This window comes from Paracoccus sp. MC1862, assembly GCF_016617715.1.
In the GTDB taxonomy this organism is placed as follows: Bacteria; Pseudomonadota; Alphaproteobacteria; order Rhodobacterales; family Rhodobacteraceae; genus Paracoccus.
Genome location: NZ_CP067225.1, coordinates 2635357 through 2659386, shown reverse-complemented (window position 1 = coordinate 2659386; position 24030 = coordinate 2635357). Strand labels below are relative to the sequence as shown.

General features: G+C 68.4%; 24 protein-coding genes and 1 tRNA gene. 13 read left to right on the top strand and 12 right to left on the bottom strand.

Annotation, left to right across the window (positions count from 1 at the left end):
- Positions 1-73: 73 nt before the first annotated feature.
- From mnhG to JGR78_RS13055, 7 genes are all read right to left on the bottom strand, one after another.
- The gene (gene mnhG / locus JGR78_RS13085; protein WP_182804092.1) at positions 74-436 is read right to left on the bottom strand and encodes a monovalent cation/H(+) antiporter subunit G; all 363 of its coding nucleotides are present in this window, start codon (positions 434-436) and stop codon (positions 74-76) included.
- Entirely contained in the window at positions 433-714 is a 282-nt protein-coding gene (locus JGR78_RS13080) for a K+/H+ antiporter subunit F (protein WP_182804089.1), read from the bottom strand. Before JGR78_RS13080 ends, mnhG begins: the two co-directional genes overlap by 4 nt.
- Positions 711-1196, bottom strand: coding sequence for a Na+/H+ antiporter subunit E (locus tag JGR78_RS13075; RefSeq protein WP_182804087.1), 486 nt, complete (start codon positions 1194-1196; stop codon positions 711-713). Before JGR78_RS13075 ends, JGR78_RS13080 begins: the two co-directional genes overlap by 4 nt.
- Positions 1193-2818 (bottom strand): monovalent cation/H+ antiporter subunit D, encoded by a 1626-nt coding sequence (locus JGR78_RS13070; RefSeq protein WP_234450748.1) that lies wholly within the window; start codon positions 2816-2818, stop codon positions 1193-1195. The genes JGR78_RS13075 and JGR78_RS13070 overlap by 4 nt, the downstream gene beginning before the upstream one ends.
- Positions 2815-3159 carry a Na+/H+ antiporter subunit C gene (locus JGR78_RS13065; RefSeq protein ID WP_182792581.1) on the bottom strand — a complete coding sequence of 115 codons (345 nt, stop codon included), beginning with the start codon at positions 3157-3159 and terminating at the stop codon, positions 2815-2817. The genes JGR78_RS13070 and JGR78_RS13065 overlap by 4 nt, the downstream gene beginning before the upstream one ends.
- Positions 3159-6137, bottom strand: a complete 2979-nt coding sequence (locus tag JGR78_RS13060) for a monovalent cation/H+ antiporter subunit A (RefSeq protein WP_182804084.1) — start codon at positions 6135-6137, stop codon at positions 3159-3161. Before JGR78_RS13060 ends, JGR78_RS13065 begins: the two co-directional genes overlap by 1 nt.
- Positions 6138-6641: 504 nt before the next feature.
- Positions 6642-6717: transfer RNA gene (locus JGR78_RS13055), tRNA-Lys, on the bottom strand.
- Positions 6718-6792: 75 nt separating this feature from the next.
- On the opposite strand from JGR78_RS13055, the gene dapF reads away from it, so the two are divergent.
- The 9 genes from dapF (at position 6793) to JGR78_RS13010 (ending at position 15430) form a co-directional block, all read left to right on the top strand.
- The gene (gene dapF / locus JGR78_RS13050) at positions 6793-7647 is read left to right on the top strand and encodes a diaminopimelate epimerase (RefSeq protein WP_200559336.1); all 855 of its coding nucleotides are present in this window, start codon (positions 6793-6795) and stop codon (positions 7645-7647) included.
- Entirely contained in the window at positions 7644-8894 is a 1251-nt protein-coding gene (gene mtaB / locus JGR78_RS13045; RefSeq protein WP_182804080.1) for a tRNA (N(6)-L-threonylcarbamoyladenosine(37)-C(2))-methylthiotransferase MtaB, read from the top strand. Before dapF ends, mtaB begins: the two co-directional genes overlap by 4 nt.
- Before the next feature lie 196 nt (positions 8895-9090).
- The gene (locus JGR78_RS13040; RefSeq protein ID WP_182804078.1) at positions 9091-10002 is read left to right on the top strand and encodes a histone deacetylase family protein; all 912 of its coding nucleotides are present in this window, start codon (positions 9091-9093) and stop codon (positions 10000-10002) included.
- Complete coding sequence (locus JGR78_RS13035) at positions 9999-10241, top strand: exodeoxyribonuclease VII small subunit (RefSeq protein WP_182792851.1); 243 nt, start codon at positions 9999-10001, stop codon at positions 10239-10241. Before JGR78_RS13040 ends, JGR78_RS13035 begins: the two co-directional genes overlap by 4 nt.
- 2 nt (positions 10242-10243) lie before the next feature.
- Positions 10244-11107, top strand: a complete 864-nt coding sequence (locus JGR78_RS13030; protein ID WP_182804076.1) for a polyprenyl synthetase family protein — start codon at positions 10244-10246, stop codon at positions 11105-11107.
- 46 nt (positions 11108-11153) lie between these two features.
- On the top strand, positions 11154-13076 hold the full coding sequence (dxs, locus tag JGR78_RS13025) for a 1-deoxy-D-xylulose-5-phosphate synthase (protein ID WP_182804074.1): 1923 nt from the start codon (positions 11154-11156) through the stop codon (positions 13074-13076).
- A gap of 32 nt (positions 13077-13108) precedes the next feature.
- A complete protein-coding gene (locus tag JGR78_RS13020) occupies positions 13109-14014 on the top strand; it encodes a restriction endonuclease (protein ID WP_182792869.1) in 906 nt (301 codons plus the stop codon).
- 75 nt (positions 14015-14089) lie between these two features.
- Positions 14090-14803 (top strand): VIT family protein, encoded by a 714-nt coding sequence (locus JGR78_RS13015; RefSeq protein WP_182792848.1) that lies wholly within the window; start codon positions 14090-14092, stop codon positions 14801-14803.
- A gap of 18 nt (positions 14804-14821) precedes the next feature.
- A complete protein-coding gene (locus tag JGR78_RS13010; protein WP_182792847.1) occupies positions 14822-15430 on the top strand; it encodes a COG3650 family protein in 609 nt (202 codons plus the stop codon).
- Here JGR78_RS13010 and JGR78_RS13005 read toward each other — a convergent pair.
- Together JGR78_RS13005 and JGR78_RS13000 are read right to left on the bottom strand one after the other, a co-directional pair.
- Positions 15420-16286 carry an SDR family oxidoreductase gene (locus JGR78_RS13005; protein WP_182804072.1) on the bottom strand — a complete coding sequence of 289 codons (867 nt, stop codon included), beginning with the start codon at positions 16284-16286 and terminating at the stop codon, positions 15420-15422. The two genes, JGR78_RS13010 and JGR78_RS13005, sit on opposite strands and share 11 nt — an antisense overlap.
- Entirely contained in the window at positions 16283-17272 is a 990-nt protein-coding gene (locus tag JGR78_RS13000; RefSeq protein ID WP_182792845.1) for an LLM class flavin-dependent oxidoreductase, read from the bottom strand. Before JGR78_RS13000 ends, JGR78_RS13005 begins: the two co-directional genes overlap by 4 nt.
- Before the next feature lie 81 nt (positions 17273-17353).
- On the opposite strand from JGR78_RS13000, the gene JGR78_RS12995 reads away from it, so the two are divergent.
- The 4 genes from JGR78_RS12995 (at position 17354) to JGR78_RS12980 (ending at position 21797) form a co-directional block, all read left to right on the top strand.
- Positions 17354-18835, top strand: coding sequence for an AMP nucleosidase (locus JGR78_RS12995; RefSeq protein ID WP_182792844.1), 1482 nt, complete (start codon positions 17354-17356; stop codon positions 18833-18835).
- 270 nt (positions 18836-19105) lie between these two features.
- Positions 19106-20065, top strand: a complete 960-nt coding sequence (locus JGR78_RS12990) for a hypothetical protein (RefSeq protein WP_200559335.1) — start codon at positions 19106-19108, stop codon at positions 20063-20065.
- Positions 20066-20094: 29 nt separating this feature from the next.
- Positions 20095-20394: an HU family DNA-binding protein gene (locus tag JGR78_RS12985; RefSeq protein WP_182792842.1), complete on the top strand. Its 300-nt coding sequence runs from the start codon at positions 20095-20097 to the stop codon at positions 20392-20394.
- Positions 20395-20480: 86 nt separating this feature from the next.
- Positions 20481-21797 carry an MFS transporter gene (locus tag JGR78_RS12980; protein WP_182804070.1) on the top strand — a complete coding sequence of 439 codons (1317 nt, stop codon included), beginning with the start codon at positions 20481-20483 and terminating at the stop codon, positions 21795-21797.
- Positions 21798-21895: 98 nt separating this feature from the next.
- On the opposite strand, the gene truB is transcribed toward JGR78_RS12980, so the two are convergent.
- The 3 genes from truB to rbfA are packed head-to-tail and all read right to left on the bottom strand — an operon-like array spanning position 21896 to position 23996.
- Entirely contained in the window at positions 21896-22789 is an 894-nt protein-coding gene (gene truB, locus JGR78_RS12975) for a tRNA pseudouridine(55) synthase TruB (protein WP_182804068.1), read from the bottom strand.
- Positions 22790-23491, bottom strand: a complete 702-nt coding sequence (locus JGR78_RS12970; RefSeq protein ID WP_234450962.1) for a phosphodiester glycosidase family protein — start codon at positions 23489-23491, stop codon at positions 22790-22792.
- Positions 23492-23534: 43 nt separating this feature from the next.
- Entirely contained in the window at positions 23535-23996 is a 462-nt protein-coding gene (rbfA, locus tag JGR78_RS12965) for a 30S ribosome-binding factor RbfA (RefSeq protein ID WP_182804064.1), read from the bottom strand.
- Positions 23997-24030 lie beyond the last annotated feature (34 nt).

The following is a 24030-nucleotide window of genomic DNA, read 5'->3' as shown; positions in this document are numbered from 1 at the left end:
AAGAAGGGCGGCATGAGCCTGCGCGGTTGCGGGGCCACTGCTCATCCCGCCGCTCTTGCGCCGGACGGCGTTTCTACTTCAGCGGCTCCTGCGGGCCTTCGGTGCCGCGCGGGGGGCGGCCCTCGGCGCGGTCGCGGTGCAGGGCTGCGCGGCCCAGCACCATCAGCGTCACCGGCATCGTCAGCATGATGAGACAGCCCAGGAAGATCTCGTGGATCACCCAGCGCGAGCCGATGGTGGAAAACATCAGCATCGAGCCGATCAGGATGCCCGCCGCGCCCCAGCTTGTCCCCAGGGTCGGGGCGTGCAGCCGTTCGTAGAAGCTGCCCAGCCGGATCAGCCCGATGGTGCCCAGAAGCGTCAGGATCGTGCCCAGAAGAACGAAGCCCGAGATCAGGAAGGCAATGACAGGAGGGATCTGGTCCAGATGGCTCATTCGATCACCTCGCCCCGCATCAGGAACTTGGCCATGGCGGCGGTGGCGACGAAGCCCAGGGTGCCGATGACCAGCGCGGCCTCGAACTGGTAGATGGTGCCCTGCTGCATCCCGGTGACGACCAGCAGCAGCATGGCGCACATGTACATGGTGTCCAGCCCCAGCACCCGGTCCTGCGCCCGCGGGCCGCGCAGCGCCCGCAGCACCGAAAGCACCACCGAGATCACCAGGCAGATCTGGGAAAAGGTGAGGACGACGGACAGGATCGTTGCGCTCATTCGAAGATCTCCATCAGCAGGGACTCGTAGCGGGACTTGATGGTATGGACCCAGTCATCCTCGTCCAGAAGGTCGAAGACATGCAGCAGCAGCAGGCCGTTGCGCGGTTCGTATTCGATCCAGGCGGTGCCGGGCGTCGCGGTCACGATGATCGCCAGCACCGCAAGCCCGTTCGGGCTGGTCATGTCCAGCGGGATGGGGACAAAGCCGGCGCGGCGCCGGCCGCCCCGTCCCTGCGTCAGGATCAGCCCCGCCACCGCGATGTTCGAGCGGATGATGTCGCCGCCCACGCGGAAGAACAGCCGGATGATCTGGCGGGGCCGGCGGACCATGATCCGCTCGGGCGTGAGGCGGCGATAGGCGAGCCCGCCGAGGATGCCCGCGATCACGCCCAGCACAAACTGTCCCGGGGTGAAGCTGGTCAGCACCATCCACAGGATGGTCAGGACGACGGTGACGATGGGATGGGGGAACAGGGTCATGGATCGTCAGACCCCACCGGCGGTGCGGTCAGCACCCCCCCGATATAGACTTGGTTCTGGGTCAGCGCGTCGGCGGTGCGGTCGAGATAGCGCAATGCCGGTTCCGCCCGGATCGACAGAAGCACGACCGTCGCCACCAGCATCAGGATCGGCACGATCTCAAGCATCGGCAGCGGCGGTTCCTCGGTGTTGGCCCAGAGGCTCTGGATGCCCCAGCGGACCATCGCCACCAGCGCGCAGAAGCCGGTGACGATCAGCAGGACCACGAAGGCCCAGTGGCCCCACATGCCGGGCAGGACCTTGGCGCGCTCGACCGCGCCCGACAGCATCCCGAACTTGCCGAGAAAGCCCGCAAGCGGCGGCAGCCCCGCCACCACCAGCACACAGGCAAGGAAGGCCACGCCCAGCAGCGCGGTGGCGCCGGGGATGGCCCGGCCCTCGTCGGTGGGCTCGTCGATCTCTTCCTCGGGATCGGCATAAGCCTCGGCGGTGATCGCCAGAAGCCCGGCGATGCCGCCTTCCTTGCGGCCGATGGGTTCGGCCAGCAGGAACAGCGCCGCGATGGCGATGGTCGAGGCGATCATGTAGTAAAGCGCCGCCGTCAGCATCGGCGCGTCGTCGTAGATCTGCGCCAGCCCGACGACCGCCAGCAGCGTCCCCGAGGACACCAGCACCAGGTTGCCGGTCATCCTGCCCAGATCCTGCGCCTGCAGCACCCCCAGCGCGCCGAAGATCATGGTGGCCATGCCGCCCGCCGCCAGCACGTTGGCGCCGAAGCCCGCAGATTCGCCTGCCCCCGCGCCGAACAGCAGCAGGCCGAGGCGGATCACCACATAGGCCCCGACCTTTGTCAGCAGCGAGAAGATCGCCGCGACCGGGGGCGAGGCCGCGCCGTAGGCATTGGGCAGCCAGAAGCACAGCGGCCACATCGCCGCCTTGACAAGGAAGGCGCCCGACAGCAGCGCCGCCGCCGCATGGACCATGGGGCGGTCGGCCTCGGACAGCCGCGGGATGCGGGACGCGAGATCGGCCATGTTCAGCGTGCCGGTGGCCCCGTAGATCAGCGAGACGCCCAGCAGGAACAGCATCGCCGCGACGAGGTTGACGGCGATGTAATGCAGCCCCGCCGCCACCCGGACGCGGCCCGTGCCGTGAAGCAGCAGCCCGTAGGAGGCCGCCAGCATCACCTCGAAGAAGACGAACAGGTTGAACAGGTCGCCGGTCAGGAACGACCCGTTGACCCCCATCAGCAGGAACTGGAACAGGGGCGAGAAATGCTGCCCGTTCCGGTGCCATCCCGCGCCCGCATAAAGCAGCGCCGGCAGGGCGATGATGGAGCCGAGCAACAGCATGACCGCCGCCAGCCGGTCCAGCACCAGCACGATGCCGAAGGGCGAGGGCCAGTCGCCCAGCAGATACAGGGTGACCATGTTGCGTCCCATGTCGGCCGAGCCGCCGGCGCGGTCCACCAGCGCGATGGCGACGGCCAGCTGCAGCACGCAGGACAGGATGCCGATCCCCAGCTTCAGCCGCCGCTGGCGTTCGTCATACATCAGCATGATCGCCCCCGCGAGCAGCGGGATCAGGATCGGCAGGACGACGATATGGGCCGGAGAGATCACTGGCCGCGCTCCTTCCCGTCGACGTGGTCGGTGCCGGTCAAGCCGCGCGAGGCCATGATGACGACAAGGAACAGGGCGGTGGTGGCGAAGCTGATGACGATGGCGGTCAGCACCAGGGCCTGCGGCACCGGATCGGCATAGGCGTCGGGGTTGACGAAGCCGCCCTTGGGCATGATCGGGGCAGCCCCTGTGACCAGCCGGCCCATGGCGAAGATGAACAGGTTGACGCCATAGGACAGCAGGCAGAGGCCGACGATGACCTGGAAGGTGCGCGGCCGCAGGGTCAGCCAGACGCCGGATGCGACCAGCACGCCGATGCCAAGGGACAAGGTCAGTTCCATCACACGCCCTCCCGCTGTTGTTCCTGTTCCTCGTGGCGGTTTTCCTGCTCCTCCTTCGGGTCGGCGTCGGCTGCGGTCTCGCGCGCCCGCAGGCGGGACGAGCGCAGCGACTGGTGGGCGATGGCGATCTGGATCAGCACGGCCGCCCCCACCACCGTGGCGAAGACGCCGAGGTCGAAGACCAGCGCCGTCGCCGCCGGCACCTGCCCGATCACCGGCAGGGTGACATACTGGGCATGGGCCGTCAGGAACGGATAGCCGAACAGGAACGAGCCCATGCCGGTCGCCACCGCGATCACCAGCCCCAGCCCGATCCAGCGCACCGGCAGGATGGTGATGCGGCTTTCCACCCAGCGCACGTCCCTTGCCAGGTATTGCAGCAGCAGCCCGATGGCGAAGGCGACGCCGCCCGCGAAGCCGCCGCCCGGCAGGTCATGGCCGCGCAGGAACAGATACATCGACAGCGCCACGGTCAGCGGGAACATCCACTGCATGATGACCGAGGGGATCATCATCATCACGTCGTGCCGCGTGGGCTCGCGTTCCGCCTCGCGCTCGCGCTCGGGGTCGAGGGGGGGCAGTTCGTTGAAGGTCTGCTGCGAGGGCAGCGCCACGCTTTCCGGCGCCGGGCGGAAACGGCGCAGCAGCGCGTAGCAGGTCAGCGCCACGATCCCCAGCACGGTGATCTCGCCCAGGGTGTCAAAGGCGCGGAAGTCCACCAGGATCACGTTGACGGCGTTCGTCCCGCCACCCTCGGCATAGGAATTGCGGCGGAACCAGTCGCCGATGGTCAGCCCGGCGGGCGTGGTCATCACCGCAAAGGCGATGGCCGCGACGCCCGCGCCGCAGACGGTCGCCACCACGAAGTCGATGCCCCGCCGCCTGCGGGCGGTGAAGCGGTCGTCGCCCTCGATCAGCTTCATCCGCTTGGGCAGCCAGCGCAGCCCCAGCAGCAGCAGCACGGTTGTCATGATCTCGACCAGGAGCTGCGTCACCGCGAGGTCGGGGGCCGAGAACCAGGCAAAGGTCACGGCCGTCACCAGCCCCGCGCTGCCCAGCAGCGCCAGCGCGGCAAAGCGGTGATACTTGGCCTGGATCGCCGCCCCGATGGCACAGGCGATCCCCCCCATCCACAGCAGCGCGAAGGTCGCGTCGAAGTTCTGCAGCAATCCTTCGGGCACCAGCCGCGCAGCGCCCCACAGCGTCGCCGCCGTCGCCCCGAGGCTGAGCAGCACCAGCAGCCGCAACTGCACCTGCAGGCGCGGGCTGCCGACCCGGCGATAGGCCCAGGCGGGCCACTTGCGGGTCAGCACCAGCATCAGGCGGTCGAAGACCTGCTGGCCGCGGACCAGCGACAGGAAGGCCGGGGCCTCGTTCGCCTCGGACAGACGCCGCGCCATCAGGAAATACAGGATCGTGCCCGCCACCAGGGCAACGATGCTCATTGTCAGGGCGACGTTGAAGCCGTGCCACAGTGACAGGCTGTAATAGGGCGCGTTCTCGCCCAGCACCGCCAGCACGCCCGCGTGCAGCGGACCGCCGATCAGGGCTGCGGGCCACAGGCCCACCAGCAGGACGATGGCGACCAGGAACTCGACCGGGCGGCGCATCCAGGCCGGCGGCTCGTGCGGTTCCTTCGGCAGGTCGGTGGCTGGGGGACCGAAGAAGACGGTGACGATGAAGCGCAGCGAATAGGCCACGCTGAAGGTGCTGGCGATGGTGGCGATATAGGGCAGGGCCGCGTCCAGCCATGTGCCGTTGTGCCAGTCGGCGGCCTCGGCGAAGAACATCTCCTTCGACAGAAAGCCGTTCAGCAGCGGCACGCCCCCCATCGCGGCGGCGGCGACGATGGCCAGCGCCGCGGTGCGCGGCATCGAATGGCGCAGCCCGCTGAGGCGGCGCATGTCGCGGGTGCCGGTCTCGTGGTCGATGATGCCCGCGGCCATGAACAGCGAGGCCTTGAAGACCGCGTGGTTCATGATGTGGAAGATCGCGGCCACGATCGCGCCGCCGCTGCCCATGCCGCACAGCGCGGTGATCAGCCCGAGGTGACTGATCGTCGAATAGGCCAGCAGCCCCTTCAGGTCGTTGCGCCACAGTGCGATCACCGCGCCCAGCAGCAAGGTCAGCATCCCGGTGCCCGCGACGATCCAGAACCAGGCATCGGTGCCGCCCAGCACGGGCGAGAAGCGGACAAGGATGAACACCCCCGCCTTCACCATTGTCGCGGAATGCAGATAGGCCGAAACCGGCGTCGGCGCCGCCATCGCGTTCGGAAGCCAGAAATGGAACGGAAACTGCGCCGACTTGGTGAAGGCCCCGATCAGGAACAGCCCCAAGATCCACAGATACCAGGGATGCTCGCGCACCCGGTCGCCCGCGGCCAGCACGTCGTCCAGGTGGTAGCTGCCGGCGGCATGACCCAGCAGGATCATCGCCATCAGCAGGCAGAGGCCGCCCCCGCCGGTCACGATCAGCGCCGTCCTCGCCCCGTCGCGGGCGGCGGCATTGTGGTTCCAGTAGCCGATCAGCAGGAAGGAAAAGAGGCTGGTCAGTTCCCAGAACACCACCATCAGGATGATGTTGCCGGAAATCAGCATCCCCACCATCGACCCCGCGAAAGCCAGCAGGAAGCCGTAGAACCGCGGCACCGGGTCCGAGGGCGACAGGTAGTAGCGGGCGTAGATGACGACCAGCAGCCCGATGCCGTAGACCAGAAGCAGCATCAGCCAGGAAAAGCCGTCCAGCCGCAGCGTCAGGTCAAGCCCCAGCGAGGGCGCCCATTCGATGCTGCGGGCCACAGCCTGCGCATCGGCCACATCCCCCATGACCGCGAACAGCGCCAGCAGCCCCGCGATCATCACGCCGCCCGCCAGCACCACCTCGGCGTTGCGGGCGGTGACGGGCATGGTGACGGCCAGGATCGCGCCCGCGAAGGGCAGCACCGCAAGCAGGAGAAGGAGGTTCTGGGCGAGCATTCGTCGGCGGCTTGCCTTTCTTCGTCCGGTTGCGGCTTGCAGCGCCGCGCGATTTGATCGACCTCGCGGGCCGGGTTCTGGGCGCGGCGCAGGGAAACGGTCCCGCCGCAAGCGCTTTCCGAAGGCCATCGCGGGGATGCCACCGGGCAGGCACGATGCGCACCTCCGGGCCGGACTATGCCCGCCCCTTGCGTATCCGCAAGGTCGGAAAACGGCCTCAGCCTGCCAGAAACTGCTTTGACGCCGAGCTACAGGGACAGTTCCGGGGCGTCAATCACCTGTCCCGGACAAACGGACTCACAAAAGCGCAAGCCGCCCCGGATGGTGCCGGAAGGCTGGCGCACGTCGATGTCGCAGGGGATTTCAGTGGTGAGCCCAACAGGATTCGAAAATCAAGGCAGTCCGCGGGACCCCGCGTCCGACGTCCAAATTCGGACGCTCTCGGACGTCGGACAGGCCACCTTAAGGCGAGCCGATTATTTCCAACGATTTCAGAAAGTTCAGTGGTGAGCCCAACAGGATTCGAACCTGTGACCCACTGATTAAAAGTCAGTTGCTCTACCAACTGAGCTATGGGCCCAACACAGGGCGTTTCCTTACGGATGCGTTTGGCGGGGGTCAAGGCCAAATCGCTGCGCATCTGGCACAATCGCGGATGTGCGCGTATATCGCCGCGATGGAACAGGAAAACCCGGGCGGCCTCGGCTTCGTCAAGATGCACGGGGCGGGCAACGACTTCGTCATCATCGACTCGCGCGGCGCCCCGCAGCGGCGGGTGACGCCTGCGCTGGCGCGGGCGCTGGGGGACCGCAACCGGGGCGTGGGCTTCGACCAGCTGGCCGAGATCTGCCCCGACGATGCGGCGGACTACCGGCTGGAGTTCTGGAACGCCGACGGGTCCGGGGCCGGGGCCTGCGGCAACGCCTCGCGCTGCGTGGCCGACCTGATGATGCGTGATCCGGGGCGGGACCGGGTGCGCTTTTCCACGCTGCGCGGGATGCTGGAAGCGGAACGTCGGGACGGCCAGGTCCATGTCAACATGGGTCATCCCCAGCTTGCCTGGGACGAGGTGCCGCTGGCGCGCGAGATGGACACCGAGCGGCTCCCGCTGGACGGCGGCCCCGCGGCGGTCGGCATGGGCAATCCGCATTGCGTCTTCTTCGTCCCCGATGCCGAGGCGGTGGACCTGACCGCGATCGGCCCCCGGATCGAGCATGATGCACTGTTCCCCGAGCGCACGAATGTCGAGTTCGCCTCGCTGACCGCCCCCGACCGCCTGCGGATGCGGGTCTGGGAACGCGGCGCCGGCGTGACGCTCGCCTGCGGGTCGGGGGCCTGCGCCACGGCGGTCGCGGCGCATCGGCGCGGGCTGACGGGGCGGCGGGTGGTGCTGGACCTCGACGGCGGCACGCTGGTCGTGGACTGGCGCGAGGACGGGGTGTGGATGACCGGACCGGTGGCGCGGGTCTTCGAGGGTGTCCTGTCGCCCGAATGGCTGGCCGCGACATGACCGCTCCCCCGATCTTCGCCACGCTGGGCTGCCGGCTGAACGCCTATGAATCCGAGGCGATGGCCGAGATGGCCCGCGAGGCCGGCCTGAACGGCGCGGTGATCGTCAACACCTGCGCCGTCACCGCCGAGGCCGTCCGCAAGGCCCGCCAGGAAATCCGCCGCCTGTCGCGAGAAAACCCCGGCGCGCCAATCATCGTCACCGGCTGCGCGGCGCAAACGGAACCCGACACCTTCGCCGCCATGCCCGAGGTCGCCCGCGTCATAGGCAACCACGAGAAGATGCAGCCCGCGACCTGGGCCAGCCTCGCCGCGCCCGACTATGGCACCGAGCGGGTGATGGTAGACGACATCATGTCGGTGCGGGAAACGGCGGGCCACCTGATCGACGGCTTCGGCCGCCACCGGGCCTATGTGCAGGTCCAGAACGGCTGCGACCACCGCTGCACCTTCTGCATCATCCCCTATGGCCGGGGAAACTCTCGGTCTGTCCCGGCGGGCGTGGTCGTGGACCAGATCAAACGGTTGCGCGACCGCGGCTTCAACGAGGTCGTGCTGACTGGCGTGGACCTGACAAGCTGGGGCGCTGACCTGCCGGGCCAGCCCCGGCTGGGCAACCTCGTGCGGCGCATCCTGCGGATGGTGCCCGACCTGCCACGCCTGCGGATCAGTTCCATCGATTCGATCGAGGCCGACCCCGAGCTGATGGAGGCGATCGCCACCGAGCCGCGCCTGATGCCGCATCTGCATCTGTCCCTTCAGCATGGCGACGACCTGATCCTCAAGCGCATGAAGCGCCGCCACAGGCGCGATGATGCCATCGCCTTCTGCGAGGAAGCCCGCCGCATGCGTCCCGGCATCGTCTTCGGCGCCGACATCATTGCGGGCTTTCCCACCGAATCCGAGGCGCATTTCGAGAACTCGGTGAAGCTGGTGCAGGACTGCGGCCTGACCTTCCTGCACGTCTTCCCCTACAGCGCGCGCACGGGCACCCCGGCCGCGCGGATGCCGCGCGTGCCCGGCCCTGCGATCAAGGACCGCGCCGCGCGCCTGCGCGCCGTGGGCAAGGCTGCGCTGGCCGCGCACCTACAGGCACAGGTCGGTCGGTCTCACCGTGTTCTGACCGAGGGACCTCGCATCGGCCGCACCGAGCAGTTTACCGAGGTTTCCTTTGCCCATGACCTGCCCGAGGGCGCACTGGTCGAGGTGACGATCACCGGCCACGACGGCGCCCGCCTCGCCGCCTGAGCCGCGCACCGATTGGAGCAGATATTCCCGGCTGAAGCGCCGCATGGGTATTTGGACCAGAAAGAAGTCTTCTTCTTTGGCCCGCACGAGTGACATCTTTCTGGTCCAAATACCCATGCAACCGTGCAGCAGGCGCGGCGCCGGACTGTAATGCTTGCGATTGCGCTTCTGCAGCGGTTGCCATTAGCTTGCGGGCATGACGATCCTCTACACGCATTCTGCCTCCGAACGGCACCTCACCCCGTCCGGCCACCCAGAGCAGGTCGCCCGCCACAAGGCGGTGCTGGACGGGCTGGCGGATCTGAAGCTCGATCGCCGCGAGGCGCCGCTGGCCGCTGAGGCCGACATGCTGCGCTGCCACCCCGAGCGCTACCTTGCCCGGCTGAAGGCCGCGGTGCCGGCGCAGGGACAGGTGGCGCTGGACCCGGACACCTGGCTGTCGCCGGGCAGCATGGAGGCCGCGATGCGGGCCGTCGGCGCGGCCTGCGCGGCGGTGGATGCGGTGCTTGGCGGAGAGGACAGCCGCGCCTTCGTCGCCATGCGCCCGCCGGGGCATCATGCGGAACGCGAGACGCCGATGGGCTTCTGCCTGCTCGGCACCGCCGCCATCGCGGCGATGCGCGCGCTGGATCATCACGGGCTGGACCGGGTAGCGGTGCTGGACTTCGACGTTCACCACGGCAATGGCACGCAGGACCTGCTGTGGGACGAATCCCGCGCCTTCTTCGCCTCGACCCACCAGATGCCGCTTTATCCCGGCACCGGGCGCGCAAGCGAGACCGGCGCGCATGGGCAGGTGATGAATGTCCCGCTGCCGCCCGGCTCGGGCGGAGCGCAGGCGCGGGCCGCATGGCGGCAGATCATGGATCGCCTGCAGGCCCATGCGCCGCAGCTTGTCATCATCTCGGCGGGCTTCGACGCCCATGCGGCCGACCCCCTCGCCGCGCTCGAATGGGAGGACGATGACTTTGCCGCGATCACCCGCATGATCTGCGACGCGGCAGGCGCGGCCCCGGTGGTCTCGGTCCTGGAAGGGGGCTATGATCTGGCCGCGCTGGGCCGATCCGCCCGCGCCCATGTCACCGCGCTTGAAGGAACCGGCCCATGACCGATGCCGAAATCGACCAGATGTCCTTCGAGGACGCGATGAAGGAACTCGAATCGGTCGTCGGCAAGCTGGAACATGGCGAGGCGACGCTGGAACAGTCCATCGCCCTTTACGAACGCGGCGCAAAGCTGCGTGCCCATTGCGAGCGCCGGTTGCGCCAGGCCGAGGAGCGGGTCGAGAAGATCATGCTTGCCGCCAATGGAGAGCCCAGCGGGACCGCCCCGGTCGAAGGGCTGTAAGGATGCACCAAAGGCTGGAGGAGGCGCAGCGCGCCACAGCGAGCGCCATCGAGGCTGCGCTGGCGGACCTGCCGTCGGGCGACCTGACCGACGCGATGCGTTATGCCACCAATGGCGGCAAGCGCATCCGCGCCTTCCTGGTGCTGGAATCGGCGCGGCTGTTCGGCGTCGAGGACCTCAGCGCCATGCCGGTCGCCGTGGCGGTGGAACTGCTGCACGCCTACAGCCTGATCCACGACGACCTGCCGGCGATGGATGACGACGACCTGCGCCGGGGCCAGCCCACCTGCCACGTCCGCTGGATCGAGGCGACGGCGATCCTTGCCGGCGACGCGCTGCAGACGCAGGCCTTCGCAATGCTCTCCGACCCGGTGATCGGCCCGGCCGAGGCGCGCATTGCGCTGGTGGCGCGGCTGGCCGAGGCCTCAGGCGCGCGGGGCATGGTCTGGGGACAGGCGCAGGACATCGCGGCCGAGACGGCGGGCACTCCGCTGGACCTGCCCGCCATAGAGGCGCTGCAGCACGCCAAGACCGGCGCGCTGATCCGCTTTGCCGCGTCGGCCGGGGCGATCATCGGCGGCACCGATCCCGCGCCTTTGCAGGACTATGCCCACTACCTCGGGCTGGCCTTCCAGATCGCCGACGACATTCTGGACGTGACCGCCAGCGTGGAACAGACCGGCAAGCGCACCGGCAAGGATCAGGCGGCGGGCAAGGCCACCTTTGTTTCCCTGCTGGGGCTGGAGGAAGCGCGGGCGCGGGCGACCCAAATGGTAGTGCGGGCCGAGGCCGCGCTCGACTCCTATGGCGACAGGGCCGGAAACTTGCGGGCGCTGGCGCGTTTCGTTATCCACCGCAAGACCTGAGACCGACCGCCTCCGGGGGGTCCGCCCGCCCGGAAGGGGCCAGCCCATGACCGACACGACCTCGCGTCCCGCAACCCCGATCCTCGACCGCGTCGCCTCTCCCGCCGACCTCAAGGCGCTGAGCGACCGCCAGCTGCACCAGCTGGCCGACGAGTTGCGAGCGGAAACGATCAGCGCCGTCAGCGTGACTGGCGGCCATCTGGGCGCGGGGCTTGGCGTGGTCGAACTGACCGTGGCGCTGCACGCGGTCTGGGACAGCCCGCGCGACAAGATCGTCTGGGACGTGGGCCACCAGTGCTATCCCCACAAGATCCTGACCGGCCGGCGCGACCGCATCCGCAGCCTGCGGATGGAAGGAGGGCTGTCGGGCTTCACCAAGCGGTCGGAAAGCCCGCATGACCCCTTCGGGGCGGGCCATTCCTCGACCTCGATCAGCGCGGCGCTGGGCTTTGCCGCGGCGCGTGACCTCGGCGGCGATCCGGGCGACGCCATCGCCGTGATCGGGGACGGCGCCATGAGCGGCGGCATGGCCTTCGAGGCGATGAACAACGCGGGCCACATGGGCACCCGTCTGTTCGTGATCCTGAACGACAACGAGATGTCGATCGCCCCGCCGACCGGGGCGATGTCTAGCTACCTGACCCGGCTTTACACCCAAGGGCCGTTCCAGGAACTGAAGGCCGCCGCCAAAGGGGCGGTCAGCCTGCTGCCGCCGCCCATGCAGGAGGGCGCCCGCCGCGCCAAGGAGATGCTGAAGGGCATCACCATCGGCGGCACCCTGTTCGAGGAACTGGGCTTCTCTTACGTCGGCCCGGTGGACGGCCACGACCTCGACCAGCTTCTGCCGCTGCTCAGGACGGTCAAGGCGCGGGCGGACGGGCCGGTGTTGATCCATGCGGTGACGAAGAAGGGGAAAGGCTACGCCCCGGCCGAGAACGCCGCCGACCGCGGCCATGCCCGCGCCAAGTTCGACGTCATCACGGGCGAGCAGGCCAAGGCCAAGTCCAACGCCCCCAGCTATACCAGCGTCTTCGCCAAGTCCCTGATCGCCCAGGCCGAGCGGGACGACCGCATCGTGGCGATCACCGCCGCCATGCCGGACGGGACGGGACTGAACCTGTTTGCCGACCGCTTCCCCCGCCGCTGCTTCGACGTGGGGATCGCGGAACAGCACGCCGTGACCTTCTCGGCCGGGCTTGCGGCGGGGGGGATGCGGCCCTTCTGCGCGATCTATTCGACCTTCCTGCAGCGCGGCTATGACCAAGTTGTCCATGACGTGGCGATCCAGCGCCTGCCCGTGCGCTTCGCCATCGACCGCGCCGGGCTGGTCGGCGCCGATGGCGCGACCCATGCGGGTGCCTATGACGTAGGCTTCCTTGCGAACCTGCCCGGCTTCGTCGTCATGGCCGCCGCCGATGAGGCCGAACTGGTCCGCATGGTCGCCACCGCTGTCGCGCTGGACGACCGCCCCTCGGCCTTCCGCTTCCCGCGCGGCGAGGGCACCGGCGTCGAACTGCCCGAGCGCCCCGAGCCGCTGGAAATCGGCCGCGGCCGCATCGTGGCGGAAGGCGCCCGCGTCGCCATCCTGTCCTTCGGCACGAGGCTCTCCGAGGTCCTGCGCGCCCGCGAATCGCTTATGGCACGCGGCCTCGCCCCCACCGTGGCGGACGCCCGCTTCGCCAAGCCGCTGGACCGCGACCTGATCCTGCGGCTGGTGCGCGAACACGAGGCGCTGATCACCATCGAGGAGGGCGCCATCGGCGGCTTCGGCAGCCATGTGGCCCAACTGTTGGCGGAAGAAGGCGTCTTCGACCGCGGCTTCCGCTTCCGCAGCATGGTCCTGCCCGACACCTTCATCGACCACGCCAGTCCCGAGGCGATGTATCGCGCGGCTGCCATGGAGGCGCCCCAGATCGAGGCAAAGGTGCTGGAGGTGCTGGGGGTCGCCGCGCTGGGGCGGCGGGCGTGAGGGGAGAGGGGCTGCCAAAATACGAAGAGTTAATGTTGCCAATTCTTCGCATGATCGGCGAGGGAAAGCAGTCGATCGCCGACTCCCTTCCCGGACTGCAGAAACAGTTTTTGCTTTCCGACACCCAGATGGAAATGCTGCTTCCCAGTGGAACTCAGAGCTATATGTCGAACCGTGCTCATTGGGCGCGGAACTACATGATGCACGCCGGCCTAGTGGAACCCATCAAACGGGGCCATTACCGGATCACTCCTGCGGGAAAGGCGCTGCTGGACAGCAATCCGACCAAGATCGACAAGAACACGCTCAGAACCTACCCGGACTTTCTGGAATGGCTGACATACTTGGCAGGACGATCAAAGGAAGCGCCAGAAGTGCCCGTGTTCGGTGCTTCCGAACCACAGGACACGACCGAGACCCCGCAGGAACTGATCGACTCGGCCCATGCCGCCCTGCAGGACGCGTTGGCCGAGGAACTGCTGGAACAACTCCTCGCTGTCACGCCTGCCCGTTTCGAGCAGGTCATCGTCGACCTGTTGATCGCCATGGGCTATGGCAGCGGTCGGGCGGAGATGGGTCGTGCCATCGGCAAGTCCGGCGACGGCGGCATTGATGGAATCATCAACGAGGACAAGCTGGGCCTCGACGCTGTCTATATCCAGGCCAAGCGCTACAAGCCCGAGAATGCCATTGGCCGCCCCGCGCTTCAGGGCTTCGTCGGCTCGCTGATCGGGGCGAGGGCACGAAAGGGCGTGTTCGTCACGACCTCCTCCTTCACCAAGGAGGCATGGGGCTATGTGCGCGGGATCGAGCAGCGCGTCGTGCTGATCGACGGGGCGCGGCTGGCCCGGTTGATGATCGACCACGGCGTGGGGGTGCGCACCAGCGCGACCTATGTTATCCGCCGCATCGACGAGGATTACTTCTCCGTCGATTGACGGGCCGCGCCGGCCGCGCCTATTCGACTGCCGAGCGGCTTGGCCATGCATGGCCTGCGCGACTGGAACACAGCCATGACCCGCAACACCCACCCCGATGCCCATCCTGACGACCCGCATTACATCACCCGCTCGAACTGGCTGCGGGCGGCTGTCTTGGGGGCGAATGACGGGATCGTGTCGATCGGCTCGCTGGTCGTGGGCGTGGCGACGGCCTCGGGCGATCCGCAGGCGGTGATGATCGCGGGCGGCGCAGGGTTGGCCGCGGGCGCGCTGTCGATGGCGGCGGGGGAATATGTCAGCGTCAGTTCCCAGTCCGACATCGAGGCCGCCGACATCCACCGCGAGCGACAGGCACTGCACCACCAGCCCGAGATCGAGCTGGAGGAACTGATCCTGATCTACGAATCGCGCGGCCTCGCCCCCGACACCGCCCGGCTGGTCGCCTGCGAGCTGACCGAGCATGACGCGCTGGGCGCCCACCTGCGCGATGAACTGGGTCTGACCGAGGAGCTTTCGGCGGATCCCATGCAGGCCGCGATGGCCTCGGGCGCGACCTTCACCGTGGCGGGCGGGGTGCCCTATCTCGCGGCGCTGCTGACACCCTTGGGGCTGATCGTGCCGGTGGTTCTGGCGGTGACGCTGATCGCGCTGGCCGCTTTGGGCATGCTGGGGGCATGGGCGGGGGGTGCGCCTCTCCGCCCTGCTCTCGTGCGTGTGTTGCTGTGGGGTTCATTCGCGATGGCGGTGACCTCGGTGATCGGGCATCTTTTCGGGGCCGTTGTCTGACAAGCCCCGAGGTTCCCGATGCGTCTTGCCGCCCTTGCCCTGACCCTTGCCCTCGCCGGTCCCGCCGCCGCGCAGTCCATGCTGCCGACGCTCTACGACGTGACGGGGGTCAAGTCGAACGACGTGCTTAATATCCGGGCGATGCCGGACGCCTCCTCCTCGATCCTGTCGGAACTGCCGCATGACGCAACGGGGGTCGAGGTGATCGAGACACGGTCCGGCTGGGCGCGGGTCAACACCTTCGAGCGCTCGGGCTGGGTCAACATGCGCTATCTTCAGGAACGGCCCGATGTCTGGAAGCCGGGCGAAATTCCGGCCACGCTGAACTGCCTCGGGACCGAGCCCTTCTGGTCGCTGCGGCAGGTCGGCGCCAACATCGTCTACGAGACGCCCGAACTCTCGCGCCCCCTGCAGCGCCGCGTGGTGGTGGACAACCCCGCCCGGCGCGAGCCCGCCCGCAGCATCATCGCGGGCGACGCGCAGGGCCGACTGACGGTGGTGCTGACCCCCGCCCAATGCAGCGACGGCATGTCGGATCGCGCCTTCGGGCTGTCGGCCACGCTGCTGTTCGAGGGCGCGGACCAGGCCTCGCGGATGGAGAACGGCTGCTGCCGGATCACGCCCTGACGGATTCTTCCGCCAGGATCGCGGCCAGCCCGCTGCGATAGTCCGGGTGGATCAGGCGGATGCCGAGGTCGCGCTTGATCCGCGCGTTCGAGACGCGCTTGCTTTCGGCATAGAAGCTGCGAGCCATCGGCGTCATCTCGGCGGTCGTGAAATCCTCGGCGGGCGGCGGGGGCAGGCCCAGCAGATGGGCTGCATGTTCCAGCACATCCTCGGGCGGGGCGGGGTCATCGTCGCAGAGGTTGTAAATCGCGCCGGGTGAGGGCCGGGCGATCGAGGCCGCGAGGGTCTGCGCGATGTCCTCGGCATGGATGCGGGAAAACACCTGCCCCGGCTTGATGATGCGTCGGGCGGTGCCGTTGCGGACCTTCTCGAAAGGGCCGCGTCCGGGGCCGTAGATGCCGGCAAGGCGGAAGATGTGTAGCGGCAACCCGTGCGCTGCGGCCAGCGCCTGCCACCCGGCTTCCGCCGCCACGCGGTCGCGGCCCCGGCGGGTCGAGGGCGCGAGGTCTGAGGTCTCGTCCACCCAGCCGCCCTGTCGGTCGCCATAAACTCCGGTGGTGGAGAGATAGCCGAACCAGCGGGCGCGGCTGTCCGCGATGGCTGTGCCGAATTCGCGCAGCGCCGGGCATTCCCCGGCCTCCGGCCCGGCGCTGATCAGGATCGCGTCGGCGCGGGCGATCTCGGCCCGCACCGCGTCCCCCTCGCCGGGCCAGCGCAGGGGCGTGGCGCCTGCCAGCGTGACACGTGAAGCATTGTCGCGGGTGGTGCCGGTGACGGTCCAGCCCTGCGGCACCAGCCGCCGGGTCAGGAAGCCGGCCGAATAGCCATGGCCCAGCACCACCAGGCGCGAGGTCATGCGCGGGTGAGTCCCAGCACCTCGGCCCCGATGGCGAAGGATTTTTCGCGCGCCGCCGGGTCCCAGATGTTGCCGGTCAGGATCAGCTCGTCCGGCTTGTAGCGGGCGACCATCGCGTCGATCTGCGCCTTGACGGTGTCGGGGGCGCCGACGGCGCTGACGCTCAGCACCCGGTCCACCATCGACTGGTATTGCGCGGGCACGACCGCATCAAGATCATCCACCGGCGCGGGCAGCAAGCCGGGATTGCCGGTCCGCAGCCGGAAGAACTGGATCTGCGAACTGGTCCGCAGCCGCCGCGCTTCCGCGTCCGTGTCCGCCGCGATCAGGTTCGCGGCCAGCATGAAGCGCGGTTTGTCGCCCCAGGGCCCTGGCTGGAAGCGGTCGCGGTAAAGCGCTACCGCGTCGTCCAGCGCGTCGGGCGCGAAATGCGAGGCGAAAGCGTAAGGCAGCCCCAGCGCAGCCGCGAGGCTTGCCCCGTAAAGCGACGAGCCGAGAATCCAGACCGGCACGTTCGTCCCCTGCCCGGGATGGGCAGCCACCGCCACGCCGGGGCGTTCGGGGCCGAGGTAATGCAGCAGTTCCACCACGTCGTTGGGGAAATCCTCGTTGCGGGACTGGCCCCGCCGCAGCGCGTGCATCACCGCCCCGTCGCCGCCGGGCGCGCGGCCAAGGCCGAGGTCGATGCGCGGCCCATGGATGGTGGCCAGCGTCCCGAAGGCCTCGGCCACCGCCAGCGGCGCGTGGTTCGGCAGCATGATCCCGCCCGCGCCGACGCGGATGTCCTTGGTGTGATCGGCGATATGGCCGATCAGCACGGCTGTCGCTGCGCTGGCGATGCCCGGCATGTTGTGGTGCTCGGCCAGCCAGAACCGCTTGTAGCCCTGGGCTTCCGCCGCGCGTGCCAGCGTCACGCTGCTGGCGATGGCCGCCTTTGTGTCCGAGCCCTCGGGCACCGGCGCGAGATCGAGAATAGAGATGTCCATGCCCCCCGAGATAGGGCTGCCGCCGCCGTCTTGCCAGTGCCACCACCCGCTGCCACTGTCCGGGGCTAAAGGAGCCCGCCCATGGACCAGCTCTCCCGCCTGCTGCCCGTCGAGACGCCCGAGCCGGTCGAGCGCGAATATTTTGACGATCCCCAGGCCGCCGTCGCCCGCCTGATCGAGCTTCACGACCGTGCCACGGGCTGGCTGCTGGACCGTTTCGTAGGCACGCTGCGGGGGGGGCATCCGCCGGCGGCAAGGTTCCGCGCCTTCTATCCCGAGGTCCGGCTGACGACCTCGAGCCACGAGCAGGCCGATTCCCGGCTGGCCTTCGGCCATGTCACGCTGCCCGGCACCTATGCGGCGACGATCACCCGGCCGGACCTGTTCCGCGACTACCTAACCCAGCAGATTGGCCTTCTGATCCGCAACCACCAAGTTCCCGTGGCCGTCGGTGAAAGCGACACGCCCATCCCTGTCCATTTCGCCGTGGCGACCCAGAGCGACCTGAACGTCCCGCAGGAAGGCGTGCTGGATTATTCCCTGCGCGACATCTTCGACGTGCCCGACCTCGTCACCGTGAACGACAACATCGTGAACGGGATCGCTGATGAGCTGCCCGACGGCACCCGCCACCTTGCGCCCTTCACAGCGCAGCGGGTGGATTACTCGCTGGCGCGGCTGGCGCATTACACCGCGACCGCGCCCGATCACTTCCAGAGTTTCGTGCTGTTCACCAACTACCAGTTCTACGTGGACGAGTTCGAGGCTTTTGCCCGCAAGGCGCTGGCGGACCCCGCCTCGGGCTACACGGCCTTCGTCGGTCCCGGAAACCACATGATCGAGCGGCCGGACGATGCCTCGGTGCCCGTTGCCAAGACCCCGCAGATGCCGGCCTATCACCTCAAGCGGCCGGACGGGCAGGGGATCACGCTGGTCAACATCGGCGTGGGACCCTCCAACGCCAAGACCGCCACGGACCACATTGCCGTCCTGCGCCCCCATGCCTGGCTGATGGTCGGCCATTGCGCGGGGCTGCGCAACAGCCAGCGGCTGGGGGATTACGTGCTGGCCCACGCCTACCTGCGGCTGGACCATGTGCTGGACGACGACCTGCCGGTCTGGGTGCCGCTGCCGACGCTGGCCGAGGTGCAGGTGGCGCTGGAACAGGCCGTGGCCGAGATCACCGAGCTGGAAGGCTTCGAGCTGAAGCGGATCATGCGGACGGGCACCGTCGCCACCATCGACAACCGCAACTGGGAATTGCGCGACACGCCGGTCCACCGCCTCAGCCTCAGCCGCGCGATCGCGCTGGACATGGAAAGCGCCACCATCGCCGCCAACGGCTTCCGCTTCCGGGTGCCCTACGGCACGCTTCTGTGCGTCAGCGACAAGCCCCTGCATGGCGAGTTGAAGCTGCCCGGCATGGCGACCGATTTCTACCGCACGCAGGTCTCCAGCCACCTGCTGATCGGCATCCGCGCGATGGAGAAGCTGCGCGCCACCCCGATCGAGCGGCTGCATTCCCGCAAGCTGCGGTCCTTCCACGAGACGGCGTTTCTGTAAATCGGACGCTGCGCGGACCACGGGCCGTGCGCCAGAACGCCGCCGCCTGTCGCTTTATACAAGCTGACGGGAGTCTGCTTCTCAAGCTACTGGGATGACAGGATTGCAAGCGCAGAGTTTTCATCAATGAGCAGTTTCGAGATCCCCAAGCATACGCGGGCCATTTTTGAAGAAATCGTCACGCGTGCCGGTGGTCAGCTGGAAGATCACTATCAGGCGCGACGCGCGGGACTGCTTGCCGAGGCGGAGGCGGCGATACGGCAAAAGGGGATGATGGCGCCAGTCGCCTTGATCCAGCAGGAAGTCCAGAGCCGGATCGGGGACGGGACCGATCCCGTCATCTACCGGAACGCTCTGATCGCCCGCTTTGCGCTCGACCTGCCGCAGACGGTTGCCGCGCTGAGCCTGCCGGCATCCGCCCTCGCGCTCTATCCCGATCTTGCCCGCAGGCTGGCCGAGACGATACCGGCTGAATTCCCGGACTATGAGGCAGATTCGCTGGCGCGGGATGTTGCCCATGTGTTCGGTTTCTTCATCCCCGGCGCTGCGATGGACATCGACCGCTTCGGACGCCTCGATCCGCGCATGATTGCGTCCGCGGCCGTCCGGTGCAGGCAACTGACGGCCCCCGCGCGGTATGTCTGGGGCGGGATGTGGCGACCGTTCCTGGAGTTCCATACGGATTCGCGGCATCTGACCGGGTTCAATCCGGCCGGCTTTCACGCGACCTACCTTCAGGTGGCCGACATGCTCCGATGCAACCCGGCACTGGCGGGGCTGTTCATCTCGTCCTGGTTCCATGATCCCATCGCCGCAGAAATCAGCCCGCGGCTTGCCTATCTGCAGGGCGTCCCCCGCGCGGGCGGCGCGTTCTTCATCCGCAACAACACCGGCGAGCTTCATGTCAAGCGGGCGACCGCCACCTCGGCCACCCGCCGCCAGTTGGTTGCCGACGGAAAATACGTCCCGACCTGCTATACGATGATCTGGCCGCGCAAGAAGCTGATCGCTTGGGCCGACGGCATCAACAAGGGCCGGCGCGATGCCGGTGGGCTGGCAGCCCCTGCCGTTGCCCCTTCCGGGGCCATGAGCTTGGCGTCTGATGCCCATTTTCATCGCCCAAGCCTTAAAAGCACCCCTTGGCCCCTTCAAAAGGGCTTGAAACGCGGGGAAAAACCGGCTGTAGCAGGGGCCATGCCAGATCAACTGGCGCCGGAAATGCCCGCCTGACGCGCGCGACACACGAGGAGACAGGACCTATGGCCACAGCACCCGCCAAGCCCATGACCAAGACGCAGCTGGTGGCTGCACTGGCCGATGAGATGGGCAGCGACAAGAAGACCGCCACCGCCGCGCTGGACGCGCTGGGCGCGCTGGTCGCCCGCACCGTCGCCGAGGGCGGTGCGCTGACGCTGCCCGGCATCGGCAAGGTCGCCTGCCGCGCCCGCCCCGAGCGTCAGGTCCGCAACCCGCAGACGCAGGAAATGATGACCAAGCCCGCCGACAAGGTGGTCAAGGTCACCATCGCCAAGTCGCTGAAGGACAGCGTCAACGCCTGACTGCCCTTGTGGCTGGCGAAGCATCCGGGGGTCGCGCGAGGGCGCGGCCCCTTTTTGCAAGGGGCGAGGCAAGGGGAGGAACCGCGATGAGGATCACGGTGGACGACGCGCTGGCCGAGGCGGGCGCGGGCCGTTTCCAGCGTCGCCTGATGGCGATCTTCGGGCTGGTCTGGGCGGCCGACGCCATGCAGGTGGTGGCGGTCGGCTTCGCCGCACCCTCGATCGCGGCCAGCTTCGGGCTGGAGATGCAGGTGGCGCTGCAAAGCGGGACGCTGTTCTTTCTCGGGATGTTCGTCGGCGCGGCGCTGTTCGGGCGGCTGGCGGACCGGATCGGGCGGCGGAACGTGCTGATCGTGACGGTGGCCTGCGACGCGGTCTTCGGGCTGGCCTCGGTCTTTTCGCCCGACTTCCAGTGGCTGCTGGCGCTGCGCTTCCTGACCGGGATGGCGGTGGGCGGCACCCTGCCCGTGGACTATGCCATGATGGCCGAGTTCCTGCCGCCGAAGAACCGCGGCCGCTGGCTGGTCTGGCTGGAGGGCTTCTGGGCGCTGGGCACGCTGGTCGTCGCGCTGACCGCCTGGTTCGCGGCAAGCTTCGCGGTCGCGGCGCCATGGAAGCTGATCTACCTGGTGGCGGCCCTGCCCGCCTGCATCGGCATCTTCCTGCGGCTCTGGGTGCCGGAATCGCCCATGTACCTGCTGCGCCGGAACCGCGAACCCGAGGCCCGGGCCATCATCAACCGCATCCGCGTGGCAAATGGCGCGCCCGCGTTTGCCCCCAAGGCAAGGCTGGTCCTGCCGCCAGCCGCCCCCGCCCCAGCAGGGGGGATCTTCACCGCCGGGCTGGCGCGAACGACCGTGGCGGTTCTGGCGGTGTGGTTCCTCGTCTCGCTCAGCTACTACGGCGTCTTCGTCTGGCTGCCGGGCAAGCTCGCGACGGAAGGCTTCGGCTTCGTGCGGGGCTACGGCTTCCTCGTGATCCTCGCGCTGGCGCAACTGCCGGGCTATGCGCTGGCCGCCTGGGGGGTCGAGAACTGGGGGCGACAGAAAACGCTGCGGATCTTCCTTGTCCTCTCGGCGCTGGGTTGCCTGTTGTTCGTCACGGCCACCACCGGCGCAGTCGTCGCGGGCGCGCTGATGCTGATGAGCTTCGCGCTGCTGGGCACCTGGGGGGCGCTTTATGCCCTGACGCCCGAGATCTATCCGACCAACCTGCGGGCCACCGGCATGGGCACGGCAGGGGCGGTCGCGCGGCTGGGGGGACTGGCCGCGCCCTCGCTGATGGCGGTGCTGGCGACGCGCGACTTCAACGCGATGATCGGGCTGTTCGCGGGCCTGCTGGTACTGGCGGCGGTGCTGTCCTTCGGCATCGGCCGAGAAACGCGAGGCGCATCCATCGCCTGAGCGGCGGGTCAGAAAGAAGCATCCCGCTCGCAAGGCGAAGTGATTTCTTTCTGGTTCAAATACCCATCACGACGATGAAGCGGGCGCTGCATCGCCGATCACGGCTGAACGAACACGCGCGAGGGATGGACCTCCCCGCCCATGTAGCGGCCGATGGCGACCGCGCGGCCTTCATGGCTGACCCAGACCTCTGCGCCGTAATCGACAGTGCCGAGCACCTGCCCCGGATTGCCGTTCCGCAGCCGCGCCGCGCCCTGGTCGGTGGCGCGCATCTCGGGCAGGTCCAACGCCGACTGGACCGGCAGCAGCGCGGCATCGAGTTCCGCCTGCGCCGCCCGGTCCACCCGGTCGAAGGGGATCGCATCCGCCACCTCGAAGGGCCCCGACCAGACCCGGCGCAGGCCCTGCACATGGCCGAGGCAGCCGAGCGCCCGGCCGAGGTCGCGGGCGATGGCGCGGACATAGCCGCCCTTGCCACAGACCAGATGCAGGTCGGCCTGATCGGTGCGTGCCTCGGTCAGCATCAGTTCCTCGACCCATAACGGGCGGGCGGCCAGCGTGAAGGCCTCACCCTCGCGCGCGAGGTCATAGGCGCGGGCGCCGTCCACCTTGACGGCCGAGACGGCCGGGGGAACCTGCAGGATCTCGCCGCGGAATGCGGGCAGGGCGACCTCGATGGCCTCGGCCGAGGGCCGCGCGTCGGACCGGCGCAGCACCTCGCCCGAGGCGTCGTCGGTCGAGGTCTCGGCGCCCCAAGTCACTGTGAAGTCATAAGCCTTCAGCGCCTCGGTCAGCCAGGGCACGGTCTTTGTCGCCTCGCCCAGCGCCACGGCCAGCAGCCCCGTCGCGTCAGGGTCCAGCGTTCCTGCGTGGCCAGCCTTCTTCGCGTCCAGCGCCCAGCGCACACGGGACACCACGTCGGTCGAGCCGACCCCCGCGGGCTTGTCGATCAGCAGCCAGCCCGAGATGTCCCGTCCCTTTTTCCGCGCCATCTACGGTCCGCCCACATAGCCGATGATGGGTCCCATCCGCCGGCCCCAGTCGGCGCGGCGAAGCCCCGGCGCATAGAGCCGGCTGATCGAGCCGTCGAAATACAGCGCGTTGCGCGCGCCAAGCTCGTCCCGGAAGAAGCGGGCGAACTGGTGGAAGGTGACCGGCGCGTCCGAGATCGCGAACCAGGCCGTCTGCATGTCGCGCGAGACGCCCACGCCGTTGCGGATATAGCGGCTGTCGCTATGGGGCAGGAAGCGCGGGTGCAGCTCTCCGTCGATGACCAGCAGGGGGCCGGATTGCGTCGCCAAGCGGCATTGCGGCTGGGCGCGGGCAAAGCGGCGGCTCTCGATCACTTGGAAAGGCGCCCGGGCGCCGACGCAGAAGACCCCGTTCGGCAGCAGGCCGAAGTTGCCGTCGCCCCCGGCGGTGACGATGTGGCCCGCTTCCTCGCTGTCGGACCGGAACAGCCCTACCGGCGCGTAGTCGGGATGATACATCCCCGCGTTCATGGCAAAGCCCAGCACCTCGCCGGGCGCCAGCGTCCCGCGCACCCCGTTGAAGTCGCCCACTGCCTTGCCGTCCGGCCCGTTCAGCCACAACCGCAGCCCGTCCTGCCGGTCGGTGGTGACGGTGCAGAGGGAATAGCGGGTGCCCTCGAAGGTGCGCGTCTCGCAGATGTCGGCCATGGCGGGCAGCGTCATCGCAACCAGCGCGCCGACCGCCAGCCCCAGCCGGCGCTTGAGCCTACCAATCATCGTCCGCGTCGGGTCCCGAGTCGCGGGCGAGGTCGGCGCCCTCGTCCCAGTCCTCGTCGCCCTCGACATCGCGCCGCACCCGCTCGTCGGCGAAGATGCGGCGGGTGTCGTCCATGCGGTCGAAGGTCTCGTCAAGGACAAAGCGCAAGTCGGGCGCATATTTCAGCGTCATGTCCTTGGCGACCAGGTGGCGCAGCTCGCGCGTGTTGCGGCGCAGCGCGGCCAGCGCCTCCTCGGCGCCGTGGCCCCCCAAGGGAAGCACATAGGCCGTCGCGACCTTGAGGTCGGGCGAGGTCCGCACCTCGCCCACCGTGATCGAATGGCGGTTCAGGTCCGGGTCATGCACGTCGCCGCGCAGCAGCACGTCGCTGAGGGTGCGGCGGATCAGTTCGCCCACCCGCAACTGGCGCTGCGACGGGCCGGGACCATGGTTGAAGCGATTGGAAGCCATGCGCCCCATCTAGGGGGTCGCGGCCCGTCCCGCA